Annotated in this window: 20 protein-coding genes and 1 pseudogene; 8 read left to right on the top strand and 13 right to left on the bottom strand. The window is 63.4% G+C overall.

Annotated elements, in window-relative coordinates; all coding sequences use genetic code 11:
* Positions 1-11 precede the first annotated feature (11 nt).
* From IV454_RS19220 to IV454_RS19195, 6 genes and pseudogenes are all read right to left on the bottom strand, one after another.
* Positions 12-1796, bottom strand: a complete 1785-nt coding sequence (locus IV454_RS19220; protein WP_206087384.1) for an IlvD/Edd family dehydratase — start codon at positions 1794-1796, stop codon at positions 12-14.
* Entirely contained in the window at positions 1793-2536 is a 744-nt protein-coding gene (locus tag IV454_RS19215; RefSeq protein WP_229522340.1) for an SMP-30/gluconolactonase/LRE family protein, read from the bottom strand. Before IV454_RS19215 ends, IV454_RS19220 begins: the two co-directional genes overlap by 4 nt.
* A gap of 114 nt (positions 2537-2650) precedes the next feature.
* Positions 2651-2830 (bottom strand): annotated as a pseudogene (locus IV454_RS33570) (SMP-30/gluconolactonase/LRE family protein); the annotation flags it as partial.
* A 2-nt stretch (positions 2831-2832) separates the two neighbouring features.
* Positions 2833-3618, bottom strand: coding sequence for a D-xylose 1-dehydrogenase (gene xylB, locus IV454_RS19205; protein ID WP_282961350.1), 786 nt, complete (start codon positions 3616-3618; stop codon positions 2833-2835).
* Complete coding sequence (locus IV454_RS19200; RefSeq protein WP_206087383.1) at positions 3615-4793, bottom strand: fumarylacetoacetate hydrolase family protein; 1179 nt, start codon at positions 4791-4793, stop codon at positions 3615-3617. Before IV454_RS19200 ends, xylB begins: the two co-directional genes overlap by 4 nt.
* 152 nt (positions 4794-4945) lie before the next feature.
* Positions 4946-5260, bottom strand: coding sequence for a hypothetical protein (locus IV454_RS19195; RefSeq protein WP_206087382.1), 315 nt, complete (start codon positions 5258-5260; stop codon positions 4946-4948).
* 225 nt (positions 5261-5485) lie between these two features.
* On the opposite strand from IV454_RS19195, the gene IV454_RS19190 reads away from it, so the two are divergent.
* Positions 5486-7492: a methyl-accepting chemotaxis protein gene (locus IV454_RS19190; protein WP_229521715.1), complete on the top strand. Its 2007-nt coding sequence runs from the start codon at positions 5486-5488 to the stop codon at positions 7490-7492.
* 28 nt (positions 7493-7520) lie between these two features.
* On the opposite strand, the gene IV454_RS19185 is transcribed toward IV454_RS19190, so the two are convergent.
* Together IV454_RS19185 and IV454_RS19180 are read right to left on the bottom strand one after the other, a co-directional pair.
* On the bottom strand, positions 7521-8141 hold the full coding sequence (locus tag IV454_RS19185; RefSeq protein WP_206087380.1) for a PEP-CTERM sorting domain-containing protein: 621 nt from the start codon (positions 8139-8141) through the stop codon (positions 7521-7523).
* A gap of 24 nt (positions 8142-8165) precedes the next feature.
* Positions 8166-9611 (bottom strand): pectate lyase family protein, encoded by a 1446-nt coding sequence (locus tag IV454_RS19180; RefSeq protein WP_206087379.1) that lies wholly within the window; start codon positions 9609-9611, stop codon positions 8166-8168.
* A gap of 345 nt (positions 9612-9956) precedes the next feature.
* Between IV454_RS19180 and IV454_RS19175 the strand changes: the two genes are divergently transcribed.
* Both IV454_RS19175 and IV454_RS33715 read left to right on the top strand, forming a co-directional pair.
* Positions 9957-10598: a hypothetical protein gene (locus IV454_RS19175; RefSeq protein WP_206087378.1), complete on the top strand. Its 642-nt coding sequence runs from the start codon at positions 9957-9959 to the stop codon at positions 10596-10598.
* A gap of 56 nt (positions 10599-10654) precedes the next feature.
* A complete protein-coding gene (locus IV454_RS33715; protein WP_502572712.1) occupies positions 10655-10843 on the top strand; it encodes a type II toxin-antitoxin system HicB family antitoxin in 189 nt (62 codons plus the stop codon).
* A gap of 485 nt (positions 10844-11328) precedes the next feature.
* Here IV454_RS33715 and IV454_RS19170 read toward each other — a convergent pair whose 3' ends face one another.
* The 4 genes from IV454_RS19170 to IV454_RS19155 all read right to left on the bottom strand — a co-directional run bounded on the left by IV454_RS19170 (position 11329) and on the right by IV454_RS19155 (position 16215).
* Positions 11329-12570 carry a PIN-like domain-containing protein gene (locus tag IV454_RS19170; RefSeq protein WP_206087377.1) on the bottom strand — a complete coding sequence of 414 codons (1242 nt, stop codon included), beginning with the start codon at positions 12568-12570 and terminating at the stop codon, positions 11329-11331.
* A gap of 236 nt (positions 12571-12806) precedes the next feature.
* The gene (locus IV454_RS19165; protein ID WP_206087376.1) at positions 12807-13856 is read right to left on the bottom strand and encodes an aldose epimerase family protein; all 1050 of its coding nucleotides are present in this window, start codon (positions 13854-13856) and stop codon (positions 12807-12809) included.
* Positions 13856-15079 (bottom strand): XylR family transcriptional regulator, encoded by a 1224-nt coding sequence (locus IV454_RS19160; protein ID WP_206087375.1) that lies wholly within the window; start codon positions 15077-15079, stop codon positions 13856-13858. Before IV454_RS19160 ends, IV454_RS19165 begins: the two co-directional genes overlap by 1 nt.
* Positions 15080-15291: 212 nt before the next feature.
* Entirely contained in the window at positions 15292-16215 is a 924-nt protein-coding gene (locus IV454_RS19155) for a LysR family transcriptional regulator (RefSeq protein ID WP_206087374.1), read from the bottom strand.
* Positions 16216-16340: 125 nt separating this feature from the next.
* Here IV454_RS19155 and IV454_RS19150 point away from each other — a divergent pair, with 125 nt between their 5' ends.
* A complete protein-coding gene (locus IV454_RS19150) occupies positions 16341-17555 on the top strand; it encodes an MFS transporter (RefSeq protein WP_229521713.1) in 1215 nt (404 codons plus the stop codon).
* A 164-nt stretch (positions 17556-17719) separates the two neighbouring features.
* Here IV454_RS19150 and IV454_RS19145 read toward each other — a convergent pair whose 3' ends face one another.
* A complete protein-coding gene (locus tag IV454_RS19145) occupies positions 17720-18709 on the bottom strand; it encodes an MBL fold metallo-hydrolase (RefSeq protein WP_229521712.1) in 990 nt (329 codons plus the stop codon).
* 103 nt (positions 18710-18812) lie between these two features.
* Here IV454_RS19145 and IV454_RS19140 point away from each other — a divergent pair, with 103 nt between their 5' ends.
* From IV454_RS19140 to IV454_RS19125, 4 genes are all read left to right on the top strand, one after another.
* Positions 18813-19706: a LysR family transcriptional regulator gene (locus tag IV454_RS19140; protein WP_206087373.1), complete on the top strand. Its 894-nt coding sequence runs from the start codon at positions 18813-18815 to the stop codon at positions 19704-19706.
* 111 nt (positions 19707-19817) lie between these two features.
* Positions 19818-20231: a hypothetical protein gene (locus IV454_RS19135; protein ID WP_206087372.1), complete on the top strand. Its 414-nt coding sequence runs from the start codon at positions 19818-19820 to the stop codon at positions 20229-20231.
* Between the two features lie 278 nt (positions 20232-20509).
* Complete coding sequence (locus IV454_RS19130; protein WP_229521711.1) at positions 20510-20989, top strand: hypothetical protein; 480 nt, start codon at positions 20510-20512, stop codon at positions 20987-20989.
* A gap of 63 nt (positions 20990-21052) precedes the next feature.
* Positions 21053-21937 carry a hypothetical protein gene (locus IV454_RS19125; protein WP_206087371.1) on the top strand — a complete coding sequence of 295 codons (885 nt, stop codon included), beginning with the start codon at positions 21053-21055 and terminating at the stop codon, positions 21935-21937.
* Positions 21938-21948 lie beyond the last annotated feature (11 nt).

Here is a 21948-nt window from a genome sequence, read left to right as displayed (position 1 = left end):
CATTTTTTTCATCAATGGTTATGTCGTGGTAAATCGTGGCCGACGCCCCGGTACGGCAACGCCATTTCCATGCAGCCGCCCTGCTCCAGCTGGCCCACGGTGGCCCGGTACAACTCCTGCCACGGAGTCTGGCTCGGCGGCGTGGGCGGAACCGGTTCTTTCTTGCGTTCGGCCAGCACCGCATCGTCCACCAGCATGTCGCAGCGGCCCGTGTTCAGGTCGACGCGGATGATGTCGCCGCTGCGCACCCAGGCCAGCCCGCCGCCGGCCGCGCTTTCGGGCGAGGCGTTCAGAATCGACGGGCTGTCCGAGGTGCCCGACTGGCGCCCGTCGCCCAGGGTCGGCAGGTTGAGGATGCCGCGCCGGATCAGCGCGTCCGGCGGCTGCATGTTGACCACTTCGGCCGAACCCGGCCAGCCGATGGGACCGGCGCCGCGAATGACCAGCATGCAGCCTTCGTCGATGTCGAGCGCCGGATCGTTGATGCGGGCGTGGTAGTCGCCCGAACCGTCGAATACCACGGCGCGGCATTCGAACACGTTTTCAATGCCCGGCCGGCGCAGGTAGCGCGCGCGGAAATCGTCCGAAATCACGCTCGTCTTCATGATCGCAAAGTCGAACAGATTACCTTTGAGGACGAAAAAGCCAGCCTTGGTTTTCAACGGTGCGTCGTACGGATAAATCACCTCGCGGTCGACGCTGGCGCGGTCGCGCAGGTTGACGGCCATGGTGGTGCCGGTGACCGTCAGGCGCTCGGCGCGCAGCTTGCCGGCCTGCTGCAGTTCCCACATGATGGCCGGCACGCCGCCGGCGCGGTGGAATCGTTCGCCGAGGAATTTGCCGGCCGGCTGCATGTTGAGCAGCAGCGGCACGTCGTGGCCGAATTCCATCCACGCGCTCGATTCGATCTCGATCCCGGCGTGGCGCGCCATGGCCATGATGTGCGGCTGGGCATTGGTGGACCCGCCGATGGCGGCGTTGACCACGATGGCGTCGAGAAAGGCGTCGCGCGTGAGGATGTGCGAGGGCCGCACATCCTGGCGCGCCAGCTCGACGATGCGGCGGCCGGTTTCGTAAGCCATCTGGCCGCGTTCGCGGTACGGCGCCGGAATGGCCGAACAGCCGGTGAGCGACATGCCCAGTGCTTCGGCCAGCGCGTTCATGGTCGAGGCGGTCCCCATGGTGTTGCAGTGGCCGGCCGATGGCGCCGAGGCGGCCGCGATTTGCAGGAATTTTTCGTTGTCGATCTCGCCGGCGGCCAGGCGGCGGCGGCCGTGCCAGATGGCGGTGCCGGAGCCGGCCAGTTCGCCCTCGAACCAGCCGTCGAGCATCGGCCCGCCGGAGAGCACGATGGCGGGAATGTCGACCGTCGACGCTGCCATGATCTGGGCCGGGGTGGTCTTGTCGCAGCCGGTGGTGAGCACCACCGCGTCGATCGGATAGCCGTGCAGGATTTCGACCAGGCCCAGGTACGCCAGGTTGCGGTCGATGGAAGCGGTCGGGCGGCGGCAGTTTTCAAAAATCGGGTGCAGCGGGAATTCCATGGCGATGCCACCAGCGTCGCGGATGCCGTCGCGCACGCGCTTGGCCAGTTCCAGGTGGATGCGGTTGCACGGGCTGATGTCGCTGCCGCTCTGGACGATGCCGATGATGGGCCGGCCGGCGCGCAGTTCGTCGGCGGTGATGCCGTAGTTCATGAAGCGCTCCAGGTAGAGCGCGGTCATGTCGATGTGGTCGGGATTGTCGAACCAGTCCTGCGAGCGGTAGCGGCGTGGCGGAGTTGGATTGGTGCTCAAGCGATATCCTGTAGCGAAATGGTGTGCTGGGCCAGGCCCGGCCTGTCGGTGCGGAAGGTGAACAGCGCGCCGGTCAGCGGCTCGCGCGCGCGCTCGTCCTCGCTCAAGCCTTTCCAGGCGGTGGTGACGAAGGCGGTGCGCAGGTCGGGGCCGCCGAAGGCGAGTTTTGTGATGTTGGAAACCGGGAAGGCGATCGTGCCGGTCAGTTCGCCGGCCGGGTTGTAGCGGTCGACGCGCGCGCCGCGGAACATGGCGACCCAGATGCTGCCGTCCGTATCGACCGCCATGCCGTCCGGGTGGCCGGGGGCGGCGGTGGCGATGAACAGGCGCTTGCGCGTGGCCGTGCCGTCGGGCAGGACATCGAAGGCGTAGATTTTCTTAGCTAACGTGTCCGTGTGGTACAGGGTCTTGCCGTCCGGGCTCATCGCCGGGCCGTTGGTGATGATGTAGCCGCTGTCGACGGTGGTGAGGCGGCCGCCTGGGTGCAGGCTGTAGAGGGAGCCGGTGGGCTCGGTTTCGCCGGCGTCCATCGAGCCGAACCAGAGCGAACCGTCGGCGGCGGCGAAGCCGTCGTTGAAGCGGTTGCCGGGAAGGTCGGCTTCGACGTGGCGCAGCGGGGAGAAAGCGCCGATTTGTTCGTTGAAGTGGTACAGACCGTCGTCGAGGCCGACGATGAATCCGGCCCCGCCGTCGCCGTCACCGCCGCCCTCATCGTCGCCCCCGCGCAGGCGGGGGCCCAAGTTGGCTCCGTTGCCTCCGGCGGCTCTGAAAACTTGGGCCCCTGCCTGCGCGGGGGCGACGGATAGAAGGTTACCGGCCGCCTGCGCGGGGGCGACGGACGTGATGGCCGCAGGCACGATGAACCCAGGCCGCCCCGGCGCATTCCACGACTGCCGCTGCGAGCCATCCGGCGCGCAGCGATGTACCCGGCGCCCGCGAATATCGACAAAATACACGGAATTACTGGCGCCATGCCAGATCGGCCCTTCGCCCAGCTCGGCGCCTACCGGCCACAGACAAACAGGCTGCTCCATACTCATGCTCCGTACCAGCCAGCGTCGACGAAATAATCGCGTCCGGTGCAGCGCGCCGCGTTGTCCGACGATAGAAACAGCGCCAGCGCCGCCACGTCCTGCACTTCCACCCGCTCGCGCAGGCACTGCCCGGCCAAAATCTTGACCTCTTCATCCGGCGTGTGCCACAGCTGCTCCTGGCGCGGCGTGCGCACCGCCCCCGGAATGATGCAGTTGACGCGAATGCCATCAACACCCAAGTCGCGCGCCAGCCCCCGCGTCAAGCCTTCGATGGCGGCCTTGGCCGTCATGTACAGGCTCAGGTTCGGCAAGGCTAGGTGCCACGAAATCGATCCCATGTTCAGAATCACACCGGCGCCCTTGATCCGCATGCCATCGGCGGCGGCCTGGGCGCAAAAAAATTGGTGGCGCAGGTTGACCGCCATGCGCTGGTCCCAGTAGGCCGGGGTGACGTCGGCGATGCCATGGCGGTCGTCGTTGGCGGCGTTGTTGATCAGGATATCGACCGCCCCACCGCCCTGCCCGATCCGGGCAAACACGGCGGTCAGTGCGTCCAGCTTGGTCAGGTCGCACGCCAGGAATACCGGCGGGTGGACGGCACCGGCCAAGGAACGGGCCAGTTCCTGCGACATCTGCTCGGCGATGTCGACGAAAAACACGCGGGCGCCCTGGCGTGCGAAGGCGGTCACCATTTCCGCGCCGATGCCGCTGCCGCCGCCGGTCACCAGCACGGTTTTACCGGCGAGATCCGGGTAGATCGCGTAAGTCAGCTTGCTCTGTTCGCTCATTGGGTCATTCTCAGCAGGCCGCGGCGGGCCAGGTTGTCGAACAGGGCGCGCACGCCGAAAGTCCACGGCGCCACCTCGTCGCTGCGCTGGACTTCATTGACGAGCGTGCCGAGCGAGGGCGAGGAAATGCTGACCCGGTCGCCCAGGTGATGGGTAAAGCCGGCGCCGGCAGCATCGCGGTCCTTGATGGGCGAGAACATAGTTCCCAGAAACAGCATGAAGCCATCCGGATATTGATGGTGCTTGCCGCACACCTGGCCAACGAGGTCGAGCGGGTCGCGGCTGATTTCGCGCATGCGGCTCGCGCCCGCCAGCTGAAAACCGTCATCGCTGCCTTCGATCAGCATGCTGACCTCGGCGTTGCGGATAGTGTCGAGCGTAAAGTGCTCGTCGAACAGGCGGATGAAGGGGCCGATCGCACAGGAAGCGTTGTTGTCCTTGGCTTTACCAAGCAGCAAGGCGCTGCGGCCTTCGATATCGCGCAGGTTGACGTCGTTGCCCAGGCTGGCGCCGCGCACTTCGCCGCGGCTGTTGACCGCGAGTACGATTTCGGGCTCGGGATTATTCCATTTCGAATCGGGATGCAGGCCGACATCGGCGCCGAAGCCCACGGCCGACATCGGCTGCGACTTGGAAAACACTTCGGCGTCGGGGCCAATGCCCACTTCCATGTAGGGCGACCACAGGCCGCGCGCGATCAGGTCTTGCTTGAGCTTGTCCGCCGCGGGCGAGCCGGGCTTGATGGCCGAGAGATCGTCGCCGATGCATTCCTGCATGGCGGCGCGCAGCTCGCCGGCGCGCGCCGGGTCGCCCTTGGCCTGCTCCTCGATCACTCGTTCGAGCAGGCTGACGGCGAAGGTGACGCCGCAGGCCTTGATCGCCTGCAAGTCGTTGGGCGCCAGCAGGCGGGTTGTGTCGGTCCCGGGCTTGGCCTTGGCGTTGGCCAGCAAGTCGGCGAGCGTGCCGAGGGAATCGCCGGGGGCGTTGCGGGCGATGTCAAGCGAATCGGCCCGTTCGAGCAGCTCGGCCATGGTAGCGGCGTGCGCGCTGATGTCGATGACCTGGCCCTGGCGCAGCGCCACCACCGAAGGGCCGGCGCCGGCGCGCCAGGCGCGGCCGACCAGCAAGGCCCGCTCCGCGTCGACCGGCAATATCGATGTTACTGAATCTGTCATGTGTCTTTTCCCGGTTGAAATTGATGCCGGCCGGGGCCATGCCCGGGTCCGGCATCACGGGATAGATGGTGCACTTTGTGTTGGGTGTTTTCAATTATGAAATCCACCAAGGGTGATCATGATTATCCGCAGCGGCGCTGGCGCCAGCCTCCCTACCTGCGTGGACGGGCCACGAAACTCTGCGCCTTGATCGATTTGCCCAGTTCATATATCTGCGCATCGGTGCTGACCGCGAGCGCCGTCCAGGTCTTGCCGTTGTCGGTGGACATGCCCTGGACGACCGCGACCACTTTTCCATCGGGCGAGCGGTCCGCGAAACTGGACAGGGCGACTTCGTACACCAGGCGGCCGTGCCGGGGCACCAGGAAGCCATGGCCATCGCTGACCCTGGCATGGAGCGCCAGAATCCGCTGATGCAGCGCCGGATCGCTGGTTTCGAACTCACCGGGCGCGAATTGCGTGGGCAAGGCGGCGCACCGGGAGGGACCATGCGGCGCTGCCATGCCCCCCCGCCTCCCCCTCCGGCTACCGTTGGTGTTGCATATTGAGCGGAATGACGTGCGCGGTTTGACAGTGGTTGCCCACAAGCATAATCTTCCAATATGCCCTTGCCGGCGCAACGCGGCGCGGTCCGGCTACGCTCGCGCGTCGGCAGCGCGCCACACAGCAGTCAATACACTCAAGAGGCTCCCTTGAAAGACTATTTCCGCTCCAGCCAGTCGCGCTTCATCCTGCTGTTTTCCGCCATCTTTATCGCCCTGCTGGTCATTACCCTGGGCGCCATCACGCTCTTCATCACGCCCGAGCTGAAACGCGCCGAAGGCCAATTGATCGGCAATGATGTCAACAACATCGCCATCAAGATCACTCAGCAGCTCAAGCAGGTGGAGGCGCAGCAGCGCGCCATCACCCAGACCGTGGCCCTGATGGACAGCGCCGCCATCGATACCCTGCTGCCCGGCCTGGTGGACCAGTACGGCGACCTGAACGTGTTCGGCGGCGGCATCTGGCCCGTGCCCAAAAAACGCGATCCGGAAAAGGAAAAGTTCAGCACCTTCTATGCGCGCGACGCAGCCGGCAAGCTGCAGGTCAACACCCACTGGAATACGCCCGAGTCGCTCAAGTATTTCGAGCAGCCGTGGTGGCAGGGCGGCGCCAAGGCGCCCAAGGGCCAGTGCGCCTGGGCCAAGGCTTACAAGGATGACGCCAGCGCGCAGCCGCGCACCAATTGCGCCATGGCGATCTACAAGAACGATGAACTGTTCGGCGTCTCGACGGTCGACGTCACCCTGGGCTTTTTCAACCGCCTGGTGGCCGACATGGAGGCGGCCGTGCACGGCCAGATCCTGATCCTCGAACACGACGGCAAGGTCGTGAGCAACAGCAGCTATATCAAGAGCGAAATCGTACTGAAGAACATCAGCGAGCTGGCCGCCACCTCGCCGCTGGCGGCGCAGCTGCTCAAGGTGCTGCCGCAACTGGGCGACAAGGCTACGCTGGAATCGTCCTACAGCAGCGACGGCACGGACCATACCCTGTTCCTGGCCACCATTCCCGGCAGCCCCTGGCTGCTGGCCACGGGCCTGCCGAACCAACTGCTGAGCCAGCAAAGCTCGCGCATCCTGCGCACCCTGGGCGTGGTGCAGATTCCGATCGCCGTCGTCATGCTGGTGCTGATCATCCTGGGCATCCGCATGATCATGCGCCGCCTTGACGTTTTGAAGGGCAATATCGAGGTGCTGTCGGCCGGCGACGCCGACCTCACCCGGCGCCTGCCGGCCGGTGGCGGCATGGAGTTCGACGCCGTCTCCGGCAGCTTCAATGCCTTCATCGAGCGCCTTCAAAGCATGCTCCAGCAAATCGGCATGAGCACCCAGTCGATCGCCCTGGCCTCGCGCGAGATCGCGGCCGGCAACCAGGACCTGTCGGCGCGCACCGAGGCGCAGGCCAGTTCGCTGGAAGAGACGGCGGCATCGATGGAAGAGCTGACCAGCACTGTCAAGAACAACGAGGACAATGCCAGCCAGGCCAACCGGCTGGCGCTGGAAGCGTCCACCGTGGCCGCGCAGGGCGGCAATATCGTCTCCAGCGTGGTGGCGACCATGGGCTCGATCGAGCAATCGTCGCGCAAGATCGTCGACATCATCAGCGTCATCGACGGCATCGCCTTCCAGACCAACATCCTGGCGCTGAACGCGGCCGTGGAGGCGGCGCGCGCCGGCGAGCAGGGGCGCGGTTTTGCCGTGGTCGCGTCCGAGGTACGCAACCTGGCGCACCGCTCGGCGGCGGCGGCCAAGGAAATCAATGCGCTGATCAACGAATCGGTGACCAGCGTCGACAAGGGCGCCGCCCTGGTGGCCGAAGCGGGCACCACGATGCAGCGGATTGTCGTGAGTACCGACAAGGTGGCCGGCATCATCGGCGCGATCATGGGCGCCAGCGCCGAACAGAACCTGGGCATCGGCCAGGTCAACCAGGCCATCACCGAGCTGGACGACACCACCCAGCAGAACGCCGCCCTGGTCGAACAGGCGGCGGCTGCGGCCCAGTCCCTGCAGCAGCAGGCGGCCAACCTGGAACAGATCGTCGGCGGCTTCAAGCTGTACGAAGGCGGAGGAGGCGCGGTCGCCGCGGCCCCGGCCATCCGCCCCGCCCCGCCGACCCGGACCCGTCCGGCGCCGGGCACGCGGCGCAACTAAGCCGCCTGCGGCGCCGGGCGCGCCCGGGTCAGGCGCGCCGGCGGGTCCAGATCCCGATCAAGCCCAGTCCCAGGCCGAACAGCGCCATGCTGCCGGGCTCGGGCACGGCAGCCGCCGTGGCGTCCACGCGCAAGCCCTGGTCGAGGCCCAGGCCGGCGGCGTCGTACCACTGGCCCGCCTGCATCAGGGCGTAGCCGTCCAGCGGGCTGGCGAACCCGCCGGGCATGCTGGCCTGGCTGGCATTGCCATAGCTGGCGTTGAACACGATCCAGTAGCTGCCCTTGCTCACAGCCCAATTCAGGCCGGCGACGCCGCGCCACGCCAGATCGCCCGCGCCGGTGGCAAAACTGGCCGACTGCAGCATACTGCCGGGAACGAAACCGCCCTCGCCGTCGGCGCTGCTGCCGAACAGGCTGACCTTGACTTCGCCGGCATCGGTGCTGAAATAGCCCTCGATGCGCTTGATCGCCAGGTCGGACAGCACCGAAAACCGTCCTGCGTAGCTGTGTTCGCTGTTAAAAGCCCAGCCAGCGCCCACGGCGTTCGCCGGCGTGCCGGTGTCGGCCACCAGTGCCGCCCGCGCCGGGGCGCACGCCATGCCCAGCGCCAGCAGGAGCGCCGCGCAACCATGCAATCGTTTCACAGACATGCTTTTCTCCATCAGGTGGTTGGATTATTTGAGCTTGCCGGCGCCAGCCTGGGCCGGCACCGCGCTCTCGGTCGAGGTGGCCGTCTGCAGCGCATACAGGTAAGGCGGAGTCCACAGCTTGGCCGCGTCAGGCCGGGCCATGCCGCACTGGCCGTCGACGGCATTGGTGCCGGCGCGGTCGCTGGTAAAGATGTGGCCGGACGAGCGGAAGCCGATAAAACCTTTACCCTTGATCACCTTGCCGCAGAACTCGGACAGCTTGACCCCGGTGATGTTGTAGTAGTTATTTTCGAGCAGCATGTTCGAGCGATAGCGGGCATCGGAGCCGCTTTCGAACTTGACGTCGGTATCCTTGGTCATCACGTTGCCGGTGACGAGATTGTTGAACATGTGCACCTGTCCGAAGCGGTTCAGCGGAAGCCGCGCGGCCACCCCGTTCCACCAGTTGCCGGCAAAGGTCACGTGCAGGCGGCCCTCGTCGCTCCAGGCACGGCCGCCATCGCCATTGCCCACCAGGGTGGTCTTGTGATGGGTGGAAAAGGTGCTGTTGGCGATGGTGACGTAATCGCTGCCGCGCACCACGTCGAGCGCGCCATCGTGGCGGGTCTTGTAGGTGCCGGTCGCCAGCGATTCGGGGGTATCGCCATCGCTCACGGTCACGTGGTCGATGAAGATGTTCTGGGCGCGCGAGACGGTGATGCCGTCGGCGTAGGCGTTGTCCGAATCCTCGGGATTGACGTCCCACGGCGTGTCGATCACCAGGTTACGCACGATGATGTTGCGGGTCCAGGTCGGATACGCCTCGCCATCCTTGCCATCCTTGATCCATTTCTTGAAGTCGACTTCAGGGTCGCCGCCCGGCGCCAGCGGCATTTCGGCGCCGATCAGCAGCGCCGTGCCGGTGATGCGCGCCGGCCGGCCCTGGGCGTCGTTGATGCCCACCAGGGTGGTATTCGACGGCAGGTTGATCGAGCCGCCGTTTTTCTGGTCCGAAAAACTGGTGTATTCCTTGAACACCGTGTTGTTCTGGCTCCAGCGCAAGTCGATATGGCCGACCACGCGGATGATCTTCGGTTCATTGCCGGCCTGGTTGATGGCGGCCACCAGCTGCTGGCCGTTAAAGACGGTGTAGATCCGGTCGGCCCTGGCCGCGCTGCCGCCGCTGACCACCACCCTGCCCTTGCGCGACCAGGTATGCCAGCCGGTCGCCGGCGCGCTCTGGCGCTCGAAGGTGAGCACGCCGCCGGTCGGGTCGACCTGGGCGAACTGCCAGGCCGGCAGCTTGGGCGCGGCCATGTAGCTGGCGGGGTCGTGCAGGCCGCCCACCAGCACCGGCGCCGAGTAGTTGCGCACGCCGTAAGGCGCCGTTTGCAGGGGCGTGCTTGCGCCGACGAAGGTGCTGGCGTCGATCGGGGCCGCCTGGGCGGCCGATGCCAGCATGACGCTGAGGGCGAGTATGGTCTTTTTCATGGTTGTCTCCAATGAAGCAAATAAAATGGCGCGCGTTCTTTTGTTGAACGCTTCAATGCGCCTCGCATGACGATCCCTACCCGCGCGCCGGCGCCTTGCCTGCGGCAATGCCGGATCGGCGTGAACAAGGTCGCGGCAAGCCGCGGCGCATCACGGGCGATCGGGTCCGACGGGTTGGGTAGGGAACAGCTTTCAGCATCCGACAGCGATGCCTGGACAGGTACCTCGCGTACCTGTCGCCGTTGCGAGGAAGGCGGGGAGCCGGGTTCGCGCGGGTCGAATCGGCGCCGGCAACCCCAAGCGGGGCCGTTATGGCAGCGACGCACTTATACTACGCTGGATAAGATGATTAAACAATCGGCAAGTTGTATGATGTGTGGTTTTCGGGCCGCGCATCGCTGCCCTGGCCCGGCGAAAAACCGGCCCCGACTATTTGAAAAGCCGCAACAGCGGCAAGTACGCGCCATGCCTCCTCTCCCGATTCGACTTGCTTGCTACTTCACGCTGGGTTGGCTGATCGCCAGACCATTGAGCGGCTTGTTCGGCGCGGCCTTACCGGTTGTCTTGCTATTGTGGTGCGCGGGCGGGTGCTTTCATTTTGCGAGGGATATCATCCATATCATCCCGGCCATCAGGTACGCCGCGCGCCGTTCGGCATCGGAAAAATGGAACGGCCGCTATTACGCGTACTACGGAGCTCAGATCCGCCTGTGCCTGGTGGACGACATGGTCTGGATCGTCGAGGTCGATGTCAGGGCAATCATCTCACCCGCCGTCAGCGAGCGCGAACAACGCCTGCTGGGCGCCGATTACGCGCTCATTCCCGGCACCGCGCTGCATGGTTATAGCGAGCAGGGCTTGCTGCGGTTGATCGAAGTCCGGCTGATGCGACGAGGTGGGGAAGCGGACATGAAAAAATTCATTGTCTGGCTTCAGAATGAAGCGCTGCCCAACGTCAAACGCGTGCCGACGTCATCCGCGATATGAGTCATTCGGAGGTGCCACCTCGCGCAGCGGACACGGGCTTCTGAGAGGACGATGATATGAAATACCCTGAATACTTCTTGCCAGATACCGATGGATTCGTCGTCACGTTTCGGAATATCCCTGAAGCCATCACACAGGGTGACCACGAAGCGGACGCGCCCGACATGGCAAAAGACGTCCTCTTGTCATCGATGGACGTCTACTTAGACGACAATCGCCCAGCCCCATTGCCGTCTCAACCATAGCGGCGCGAACGCGTGATCGCGCTTCCGCCCAGCTTAGCGGCGAAGGTTCTACTCTTGAACGAGATGATCGCGCATCGACCCGATTGAGCAAGCCCTGCTGGCACTGGGGCGCGACTTGAATTTTTCGGTTATTTGAGCTCAGTGAACGCGTATGTGCAGATGATGTGAAGAACCCGAATCCCGTCAAGGGCTGCGTTTGCGCGCCAGCGACGGCCGGCGCGCCGATGTACAGCGGATATTGGCGGTCAAAAAGCGTCCGAAGGGCCTGCTAAAATAGCAGCGGCAGCCTTTACGCCGTGGCCGGCCGGCGCACCCACCCCGGACCAACAATCACTGCCGACGCGCACTACCCGTTCAACTGATCCGGACTCGCATGAGCTTCTAGGGCAACCCGTCATGCCGGAAGGCGGCGCTGCCCTGAGATGTGTAACGGCGACGTCTGGGCCGTCGTCAATATCCAAAGATGAGACGATAAAAATACACACTCACATAAACCCTGCAACAAGCCGTTCGATTGATTGGATGAAATTTAGAGCAACGCTAATTGCTACGTCTTCGGAAACATTATGCGCTGCCCAATTTCGCTGCTCACGCAACTCGTGAAAGAGCTCAAATTCTTTCTTATTAATAATATTTGAATTAAGTAAAGCGTGGCCAAGTCTAGAATTCCCGTGGATCGAATCATTTTTCTCCGCAAGTCCCAATTTCATCAATCTTTCGATCGCGGCCAATTCAAAATGGAGCCAAGCTTGTATAATCGCAGCACGAGGGTCTTGGCTTGCGACGAATTTAACCAGATCAAAATTATTCCCTTCACTGGCGGCAGCTAGATTAGCATCTCTTACCTCAGCAAGCGCCTCATCGGAAACAATCGCATCAACGTAATGTTTAGCTCGAGCTAAAAAGACTTCAGGTCTATACATAAGGAAGGCATCGACTTTACCTATTGCTGCAGCCTCCTCGAGCAATTCCGGACGCGGCCCAATTTTTTCAGGCCCAACTATTTTCCACCAGTCCTCTTTCAAATCGCCCGTAATGAAGACCACATTTTTAATGTTATCCGCTGCCGTTTTATCAAGCAATTGCTTCCACACCAAAAAATCACCGTATTTAGCTTGGTAATTGATGCCATTGTGCCTAAACCGATCTTTTTTTTCACGGTCCTTATAACCCGGCGGGATATCCAACCTATACCTAATTTCAGCATTTTCGTAAATTTCATCCAAGATTTTTTGAGAATACGGCTCGCCGACCCTCCCGTCAAATATTTCGTAGATTTTCTGAAGCAAAGCGTCTTCGCCTAATAAACCTTGCTTACTACGCTCCAACCCGTCCACCTCTACGGCGAACTTCTCCACCAGCAACTTAAAATCATTAAGAAATTCCGCAGGATCAATTGCGCGATGTCTTTTTGATAAATGCAGAGCATCCATATCTTTTTCCACGCTGGCCAATGCCATAGTTGCTATTTTTTTGACCTCGCCAAAGCGTAGGTTTTGATCAGCAATTACGCTTAAACGATTGCGATGAAATTCAAGAGCGGCATAGTTCGATATCCACACACGTCCCTTTAGAGTAAATAACAGATCAAGAAACTCCTTTGACGTTTTCTCCTGATATCGATACAAATTTAATAGCACGTTTGCATCAATTACAAACAACGCGTCCTTCCATATTTTAGGATAATCAAAATTTGAAGGTGCATAGCTTGAAAAAAATTCGCGCATTATTTTCTTACCCCCCTAACTAAACACAATTGAAATTTCAAGTCCATGAAAATTAAAAGCATTCCGAATTGAGCTTACCCAATAGATTCAAAGAAATATGGAATGGTTTTAAATTCATCACACGACACACTTTTTTCGCCTTTGATAACGACGCGAATATATGAAAAGCTCAAATACACGATCAATACTAACTTGCCGGCTCCTTGCGTGGTTAAAAAAATTATTTACAGAATGGGTCACGACTGCAACGACAGCCGGTACACCGTGGTCTGCCGGTACACCTGCCCCGGCCTGAGAATCACCGCCGACGCGCACTGGCCGTTCAACTGATCCGGATACGCGTGCGCTTCCAGGCAAAACCCGTCGTGCCGCGCGTACGGCCGTCCCGCCCTGCCCTGCACCCCATCGAGATAATTACCGCTGTAGAACTGCAACCCCGGTTCGGTGGTCGACACTTGCAGGCAGCGCCCCGATCCCGGGTCGACCACGCGCGCCACCTCGCGCAGCGGCCCGGCCCGGCCCATCGCGTGCGGCTGGATGCAGTAACAGTGGTCGAAGCCGCCCGCCAGCCGGATCTGCGCATCCGGCCAGCCCAGGCGCGGTCCGATCGCGGCCGGCTGGCGGAAATCGAACGGCGTGCCGCCCACCGCCGCCACGCCCACCGGAATGCCGCCCTGGTCGGTCTCCAGGTAAAAATCGGCATCGATCTGCAGCATGTGGTCGCCCACGTCGGCGCTGCCGCCGTTCAGGTTGAAATACGGATGGGCGGTCAGGTTGACCGGCGTGGGCGCGTCGGTCACCGCCTCAAAGTCGATCGTCAGGCGACCTTCGTCATCGAGCCGGTAATGCACCTGCACGTCGAGCTTGCCGGGAAAGCCGCCGTCGCCATCGGGCGAGCTCAGGCGCAGCGACACCCCGGTATCCGACGCACTCAGCTGCCAGCGCGCCTTGTGAAAGCCATCCTCGCCGCCGTGCAGGTGGTTGCCGCGGTCGTTGACGGCCGCCTGCACCGGCGCGCCGTCGAGCATGAAGCGGCCGTGCGCGATGCGGTTGGCCCAGCGTCCGATGACGGCGCCGAAGTAGGCGCTGTTATCGGCGTAGCCGTGCGCGTCGCGATAGCCGAGCAGCACGTCGGCCACCTTGCCGTAGCGGTCGGGCGCCCACCACGACACCAGCGCTGCCCCGCGCTCGCTGATCGTCAGGCGCATGTCGTTGGCGTTGCGCAGGGTGAATAACTGGTCTGCGGCGCGCAGCGGCGGTGTGGCAAGGAATTGGTTGGTCGTCATTACGAATCTGCATGTTGAAATTGGGGAGCCGGCGCCGCCTCGGCCTGGCCTTGCAGGGCCTGATCCTGGTAGGCGCGCGGGGTGCAGCCGAGCTCGCGCTTGAACACCGAGTGCATGTATTGGCTCGACGTGAAGCCGCAGCTGAGCGCCACATTGGCCAGGTTGCAGTCGCCGCGCCCGAGGATGGCAATCGCCGCGTCCAGGCGGAAGCGCAGGATCTCGTCGTGCACGCTGCAGCCGAGCTCCTGGCGGAAATACGATTCCAGCGAAGAGCGCGAAATGCCGACGTAATCGGCCACCTGCCCGGTCTTGATGCCCTGGCAGGCATATTGGCGGATGAAGTGGCGCGCGCGCATCACGTGCGGGTGCTTGGCCGGTTCGTGCTTGCTCGACGCCAGCACATTGATGCCGGCCGGCGGCACCAGGATGCGCGTATCGGCCAGGCGCGCGCCGTGCAGCATCTGGTCGAGCAAATGGGCGGCGGCGCGCCCCATTTCCTGCGCGCCCTGGATCACGGAGCTGAGCGGGATACGGGTGAGCATGCGCGCCAGCGGGTCGTTGTCGATGCCGATCAGGGCCACCTGTTCCGGCACTTCGATGCCGGCGATCATGCAGGCCTGCATCAGCTGGCGCGCGCGCGCATCGGTCACGGCGATGATGCCGCAGGGTTTGGGCAGGCTGTGCAGCCAGTTGATCTGCTGCTGCACCGCTTCGTCCCACGACGGCGCGCTGGTGCCCTGGCCGCGGAACACCTCGGCTTCCATGCGGTCGCGCCGCATCAGGCTGCGGAAAGCGTTTTCGCGTTCCTGGGCCCAGCGGTTTTCCTGCGCTTCGGGCAGGCTGAACAGGGCGAAGTGGCGCAGGCCGGCTTCGATCAGGTGTTCGTAAGCCAGTTTGATCAGCTTGAAGTTGTCGGTGGCCACGTAAGGCACGCCGGCCGGATAGGCGTTGACGTTTTCGTAGGAGCCGCCCACGGCCACCACGGGAATGCGGCTGCGCGCGAGGGCGGCGGCGACCGCCGGGTCGTCGAAATCGGCGATCACGCCATCGCCCTGCCAGTCTTCGATGCCGGGCAAGCGGAGGCGAAAGTCCTCTTCGAGGAACAGGTCCCAGGAGCTGCGCGTGCTCGACAGATAGGCGGCGATTCCTTCAATAACTTCACGGTCGAAAATCTTGTTTGCGTTAAACAGCAATGCGATTCGATGCGATTTTGGCATCATCATGGTGGATTGTCTCCTTGGGCCCCGCCGGCGCACCTCTTGATCGGGTACGCTTCCTTCATTGATTGTATAGCTAAAATTATTTGTTTTAATATCAATGAACTGGACGGTGTAGCGGGGCTGCGGCCCATTCTGCAAGCAAGGGCGCGTGGTTTCAATTATGAAATTCACCAAGCGGCGTAGCGATTCTCGGTGAGGGTCGCGCCGCGCCGGTGTCACGGCCGGCCGGCTGACGCCAGATCCGGATCGGCGTCGAACAGCGCCGCCAGCCAGCCGGCGAACACGGCCAGTTTGGGCGCCGCCATCCGCCCCTGCGGGTACAGCAGCGAGACCGGCATGGGCGTGGGCGGTGTGTCCGCCAGCACTTGCACCAGCGAGCCGTCGGCCAGGTGCTTGCGGACCTGGTAGGTGGCGGCCTGCGTCAATCCCAGCCCCTGCAGTGCGCAGCTGAGATTGGCGTCGGCATCGTTGACGGCGATCGGCCCGCTGATGGCGATGCGTGTCACCGCATCGCCCACCACGAAATCCCAGTCGAAGGGCCGCCCCGTGCGCGCCGAAAAATGCACGACGCTGCGGTGGCCCTGCAAATCCGCAATGCTCCGCGGCACGCCATGGCGCGCCAGGTAGGATGGCGCGGCGCAGGTGACGAAGCGCATCTCGCCAATCTGGCGCCCGATCATCGAGGAATCCTGCAACTGCCCCACCCGCAGCGCGCAGTCGATGCCGTCCTGAATCAGGTCGACCAGGCGGTCGGTGATGCTGATGCCGAGTTCCACCTCGGGATAGGCTTCATGAAAAACGGCAATGTGCGGCAGGATCAGATGCCGCGCCACCGCCGACGGCAAGTCGATCCGCAGCTTGCCCTTGGGCCGGGTCGACCCGGCGCCGAAAAACGGCTGCTCGGAGGCATCGATCGCGGCCAGGATGTCGATGCAATGGGCGTAGTATTGCGCGCCGTCCGGGGTGAGCGACAGCTTGCGGGTGGTTCGCTGAAGCAGCTGGCGCCCGAGAAACGCTTCCAGGTTCTTCATCGTGGCCGTCAGCGAAGCGCGCGGCAAGTGCAGGCTCTCGGCCGCCCGCGAAAAACTGTTCGCCTCCACGATCCGCACGAAGGTTTGCATCGCTTTCACCTTGTCCATGCGTTCCCCCCTCGATTGTTCATATATTGTGAAAAGTATAGGTGCATTATGAGCATATAATCAGCAGGACGGTTTTGTCTACAATGGCCTCAGCTCAACGCAAGTTGATTTCTTGAGGATGCAAGATGAAACCGAACCCTGAACACGCAGGCGATATGTCGTCCGGCATGGTGCTGCTGCTGGCCGTCGCCGCCGGCCTGATCGTGGCCAATCTGTACTACGCGCAAACGCTGGTGGGGCCCATCAGCCGCGCCACCGGCCTGTCCGCCGGGGCCGCCGGCCTGATCGTCACCCTCACCCAGATCGGCTACACACTCGGCCTGCTGTTCATCGTGCCGCTTGGCGACGTGCTGGAAAACCGCCGCCTGGTGATCGGCGCGCTGCTGCTGACCGCCATCGCCCTGTTCACCGCAGCCTTCAGCACCAGCGGATGGGTATTCCTGGCGGCGGCGCTGGCCATCGGCCTCGGTTCCGTGGCCGCGCAGATCCTGGTGCCCTTTGCCGCCCATCTGACGCGCGAAGCGACGCGCGGCCAGGTGGTGGGCAAAGTGGTCAGCGGTCTGTTGCTGGGCATCATGCTGGCGCGTCCCGTGGCCAGCCTGGTGGCCGACGCCAGCAACTGGCACGTGGTGTTCGGCGGCGCCGCCGTGCTGATCCTGGTGCTGGCCGCCGTGCTGCGCGTCAAGCTGCCGCAGCGGGTGCCGGAATCGGCGCTGCCCTATGCGCGCCTGATCGGCTCGCTGTGGACCCTGTTCAAGGCCACGCCGGTGCTGCGCCGCCGCGCCGCTTATCAGGCCGGGCTGTTCGGTGCGTTCAGCCTGTTCTGGACGGTCACGCCGATGATGCTGTCCGGCCCGCAGTTTCAACTGTCGCAGACGGGCATTGCCATTTTTGCGCTGGTCGGCATGGCTGGCGCAATCGCCTCGCCGATTGCCGGGCGCCTGGCCGATGCCGGCAAAACCCTGCCGGCGACCGGTGTCGCCCTCTTGCTCGGCGTGAGCGCATTTGCCCTGCCCTTGCTTATTCCCGGTTCGCGCGACGTGGCCCTGGCCGTGCTGGTGATAGCGTCCATCATCCTGGACATGGGCGTAGCGGCCAGCCTGGTGCTGGGCCAGCGCGCCATTTTCAGCATGGCGCCCGAGGTGCGCAGCCGCCTGAACGCGCTTTACCTGGCCTTGTTCTTCGCCGGCGGCGCGCTCGGATCGGCGCTCGGCGGATGGGTGTTCGCCACCTACGGCTGGCATACTGTGTTGCTGGCGGGGATGGCTTTCCCGGCGCTGGGACTGGGCCTGTGGCTGTCGGAACTGCGGCCGGTCGCGCTCGCCGAAACCAGCAAATGAAGCATGTCCTACCACAAGCCTGGCGTACATGCGAGCTAGCGCGATAGACGCAGATCGTATCGCGTGCGCGCCAGAGGCCTACGCTGGTGGAGTACGCCGCCTTTGTTCCTGCGGCGACAGGCTAGTCCGGTGGCCTCGACACCGGGCACCAGCGTCCCTCCCCCTTAGTTGGCCGCAGGCGCAACGTGGTCGTTCATGTACGGCATCGGCACCCAGCGATAGCCGTCGCCATCGGCGCGCAGGCGGCCCACACCCGGGAAGGCGATGTGGTCGCCCGCCACCCAGTATTTTTCCCTGGCCGCTTCGGCGAAGGCCCGTTTGCGCTGGGCCGCTGCCGCCACCGGATCGACATCGAACACGATGGTGACCGCCGGGTCCGGCAACTGCACTTCGGCCACATGCACCAAGTCGCCCCAGAACACCAGTTTCTCGCCAGCGCTTTCCAGTGCGTAAAAACTGTGTCCCGGCGTATGGCCGTAGCCCGGCACCGAGCGCAGGCCCGGAGCGAGCTCGGTGGCGCCGTCGAAGGCCTTGACCTTGCCGGCATCGACATAGGGTTTTACCTTCATCAGTGCCTCGTCGAAGTTCTTGCGCTTGTTGTCGGGCGCCTTGGCACGGTTGGCAGCGCTCATCCAGTAGTCCAGCTCGCGTGCATCGACATGCAAGGTGGCATTCGGGAATACCATGCGCTTGCCATCCATCAGCCCACCCGTGTGGTCGGTGTGGATATGCGTGATCAGGATATCGGTGATCTGTCCCGGCTGGTAGCCAGCCGCCTGCAGGGAAGCGACCAGCTTGTTCAAGGTCGGGCCGAACAGCTCGCCGCTGCCGGTATCGACCAGCACCAGCCGCTTGCCACTCTCGATCAGGTAGGCGTTCACGGAAGTATCCACATGGGTGGATTGAAACGTTTCCGCCAGGCGTGATGCCACTTGCCCGGGCGCCACGTTGGTCAGCCGGTCGCCGGGCCGCAGTGCCAGGGTGCCATCGGACAAGGCCGTCACGTTCACCGTGCCCACCTTGAAATGGTAATAGCCGGCCTGGGCCTTGGACATCTTGCTCACTGGTGCGGACTGGGCCATTGCGTGCGGCGCCAGGGTGCCGAACGTAAGGAAAGCGGCGGCGAGATAGCCGATCATGGCGGTTCTGTTCATGGTGCATCCTTGAAAGTGGTGAGGCAATCGATTATATATATTTCCATTTTGTTGATGCAGGGGCTTAAAATATAATCTTTATCTTCACAGCGTTGATAATCGGATGATCGACAATATTCTCGACCTCAGCATTTTCGCGCGGGTGGTGCAGACCGGCAGCATGACCGATGCCGCCGGCGAGCTCGACTTGTCGCTGGCGGTGGTCAGCAAGCGCATGGCGGGGCTGGAAGAGCGGCTCGGCGTGCGCCTGCTCAACCGCACCACGCGCAAGCAATCGCTCACGCAGGAAGGCGCGCGCTTCCACCAGCGCTGCATCCGCATCCTGGCCGAGGTGCAGGATGCCGAGGCCGACATGACCGACAGCCGCACCAGCATCGCCGGCCTGCTGCGGGTGGGCGCGCCGCGCGGCCTTGGGCGCCGTTACCTGAGCGGCATCGTGGCCGCCTTCCAGCGCCAGCACCCGGCCCTGTGTATCGAACTGAGCCTGGACGACGCCTTCGTCGACCTGGTCGAATCGGCCATCGACGTGGCCCTGCGCTTCGGCAACCTGAACGATTCGAGCATGATCGCGCGGCACGTCGCCACCGGTAACCGCATCATGTGCGCCTCGCCCTCCTACATCGAGCGGCACGGCGAGCCGTTCACGCCCGACGACCTGGTGCGCCACGCCTGCATCGTGTACCGGGCCGATTCGACCCGGCACTGGGTATTCGAGCGCGACGGCAAACCGGTGACGGCCACCATCACGCCCACCTTCTTCTGCAACGATGGCGACGCCGCCCAGGCCATCGCCCGCGAAGGCGGCGGAATTTTCTATAAAGCGCTGTGGGATGTGAGCGCCGACCTGGAGAACGGTTCCCTGGTGCGCGTGCTGAAGCAATACAGCGCGCCGGGCGAGCCGCTGCAGGTGGTGTACCCGCACGCGCTGCACCTGTCGCCGCGCGTGCGCCATTTTGCCGACTTCGCCATCGAACGGCTGCGCGCGGAACTGCCCTGAGGCTGGCGCAGGCGCGCGTGCTGGCTGACGACATCGAGCCACGTGCGCACCTGCGACGACAGCGAGCGCAGCGCCCCGTCACATACGATTGACCCTTACCGAAAGCATCCCATGCGCACTATCTTCAGCTATTGCCTCCTCGTTGCAGCAAGCCTGACCTATGGCGCCTGCGCGCACGCCGCGGCGCCGCCCGCCGCCAACGACCACGCCAATCTTGAGCGTGATGCGCAAGGCAAGGTCGATACCGACGCCCTGTTCGCCTTCATGCGGGCACGCAGCGCGACCAAGGGCCGGGCCCTGAGCGACAAGAAGCTGCAGTGTTACGGCATATCGCGCGCGCAGTTCCTGGCGGCGGTCGATGCCTCGTTCGTCGGCTGCTATCCACAGATCGCGCCCGAGCACAGGCCGCGCATGCTGCCCGAAAATGCCATTCCCGCGCTCGGCCTGTGTGCGCGCAAGACCCTGCTGGCAGGGCTGAAACTGGACTCCGACACGGCTAACGACTGTATCACCAAGGCGGATTAACCCGGGTCGCGCCGGCGCCAGCGGGGCCGCCGCGCTCAACAAAAAGTCAACCGATGACGATAACACGTCAGGATCCCCTGCGGCCGGATGTTGCAAATTTGGCCTCATCGCCAACATTTGTCACAAAATTGAAACTATTGTCATGCATACTATTTGTTGCTCTGAGCTTGAAATCAGAAGTAAATTTCCTGCCCTCACCGCTCTCTGATCGACCAGTGCACAAACGGATGCCGGCTCACCCGGCATCTTCCCTTGAGGTATGAAACAGGAGAAGTAAATTGACCAAATCAATCTTTGCTCTGCTTTTGTTGTCCCAGTCGTTGTGCGCATTCGCTTCCGAGCAGTCCAGCTGCGCGGCCAACAAGGGGGCCTATATCACCGGCACCGTGATCAGCGCGCCCAAGTTCGCGGAAGGGTCAAGCAGGGAAGGTGTGAAACTGTCGCACACGCGCCTGAACCTGCGTTCCGACCAGGATGGCAAGACCTACGATGTGGCCATGGATAATGTCTACGCCATCGACTACGTGAAAAACGCGTCCACCATGCCGTCGTCGCTGGCCGCCATCAAGGTCAATGACCGGCTCGGCCTGTGCGGCAAAAAATACACCAGCGGCACCGGCATCCACTGGGTGCACAGCAATTGCGGCGACGTACCCAACACCTCGGCCCCGAACGGCTGGGTCAAGGTGATTGCGGCGTCCGGTTCGGTCGGCGCCAGCAAGATGCGCAGCCAGGACTATTGCTACCTCTGGGATTGAACCGCCACCCCGCTGGCGCCGCGCGCAAGCTGGCGTGCGGCGCCGCCATCGTCGAGTGAGCTGATGAACGCACGTCTGCCCCTGTTGATCTGTCTCGGCCTTGGCGCCGCCGGCCTTGGCATCTGGCTCGCGGGCGCCATCGCGGCGGGCGGCGACGCCACCCCGCCCGCCCCCGCCCGCCCGGCCGCCGCCACCGTGGCCGGGCCGCGCTGGTTTTCATCCGTGCCCGCGCCTGGCACGGCGAATCCGGGCCCGGGCATGCTGGCCGATCGAAAGACCACCGTCTATGGCCGCAATGGCCGCATCATCGACCTTGGCGGCTTGAGCATCGTCCAGTACATCGGCAAGCGCATCGCAGCCGCGCGCAGCGGCGACACCAAGGCCGCCTACGATGTGTATCAGGCCGAATCGGTATGCGCGGCCAACGACGACCCGGAGGCCGATTACCACGATCCGGCCGAGCTGGCAGCCTTCCAGCGCGAGCGCAAGGAACTGGCCGCATTGTGCGCCGGCATGTCGCCGGCCCAAGTGCAGGAACGGCTGGGCTTTCTGAACCTGGCGGCGCGCTCCGGCAACAAGGCGGCGCAGATCGATGTGTACATGGAAGGCCCGTACGGACGCAAGGTGGACCTGACGCAAAATACCGACGACCCCATCGTCAAGCAATGGAAAGACGAGGCGCTGGCCTACCTGAAACAGGCCGGCGACCAGTGCGACCATTTTGCCCTGGCCTTGCTGTCGACCGTGTATGACGCCGGCCAGATCACGGCGCGCGATGTGCGCACCTCGATGGCCTACAGCATTGCCGCCGCCATACCACGCAAGAAGCCCGTGACGCAGGAACAGTTGCGCGACCGTTTTGGCGAGGAATTGTCGGGCGACGATTTCTCCGGCGCGCTCGCGCTCGGGGAGCTGCTGGGAAAACAGGCATGCCCGGCGCGGCCCTAGCTAGCGCCCGT

Origin of the sequence: Massilia antarctica (genome assembly GCF_015689335.1) — a bacterium.
Classification (GTDB): domain Bacteria; phylum Pseudomonadota; class Gammaproteobacteria; order Burkholderiales; family Burkholderiaceae_D; genus Telluria_A; species Telluria_A antarctica.
Note: the sequence above shows the minus strand (reverse complement) of the source record. Positions and strands in the feature narration are given on the sequence as shown.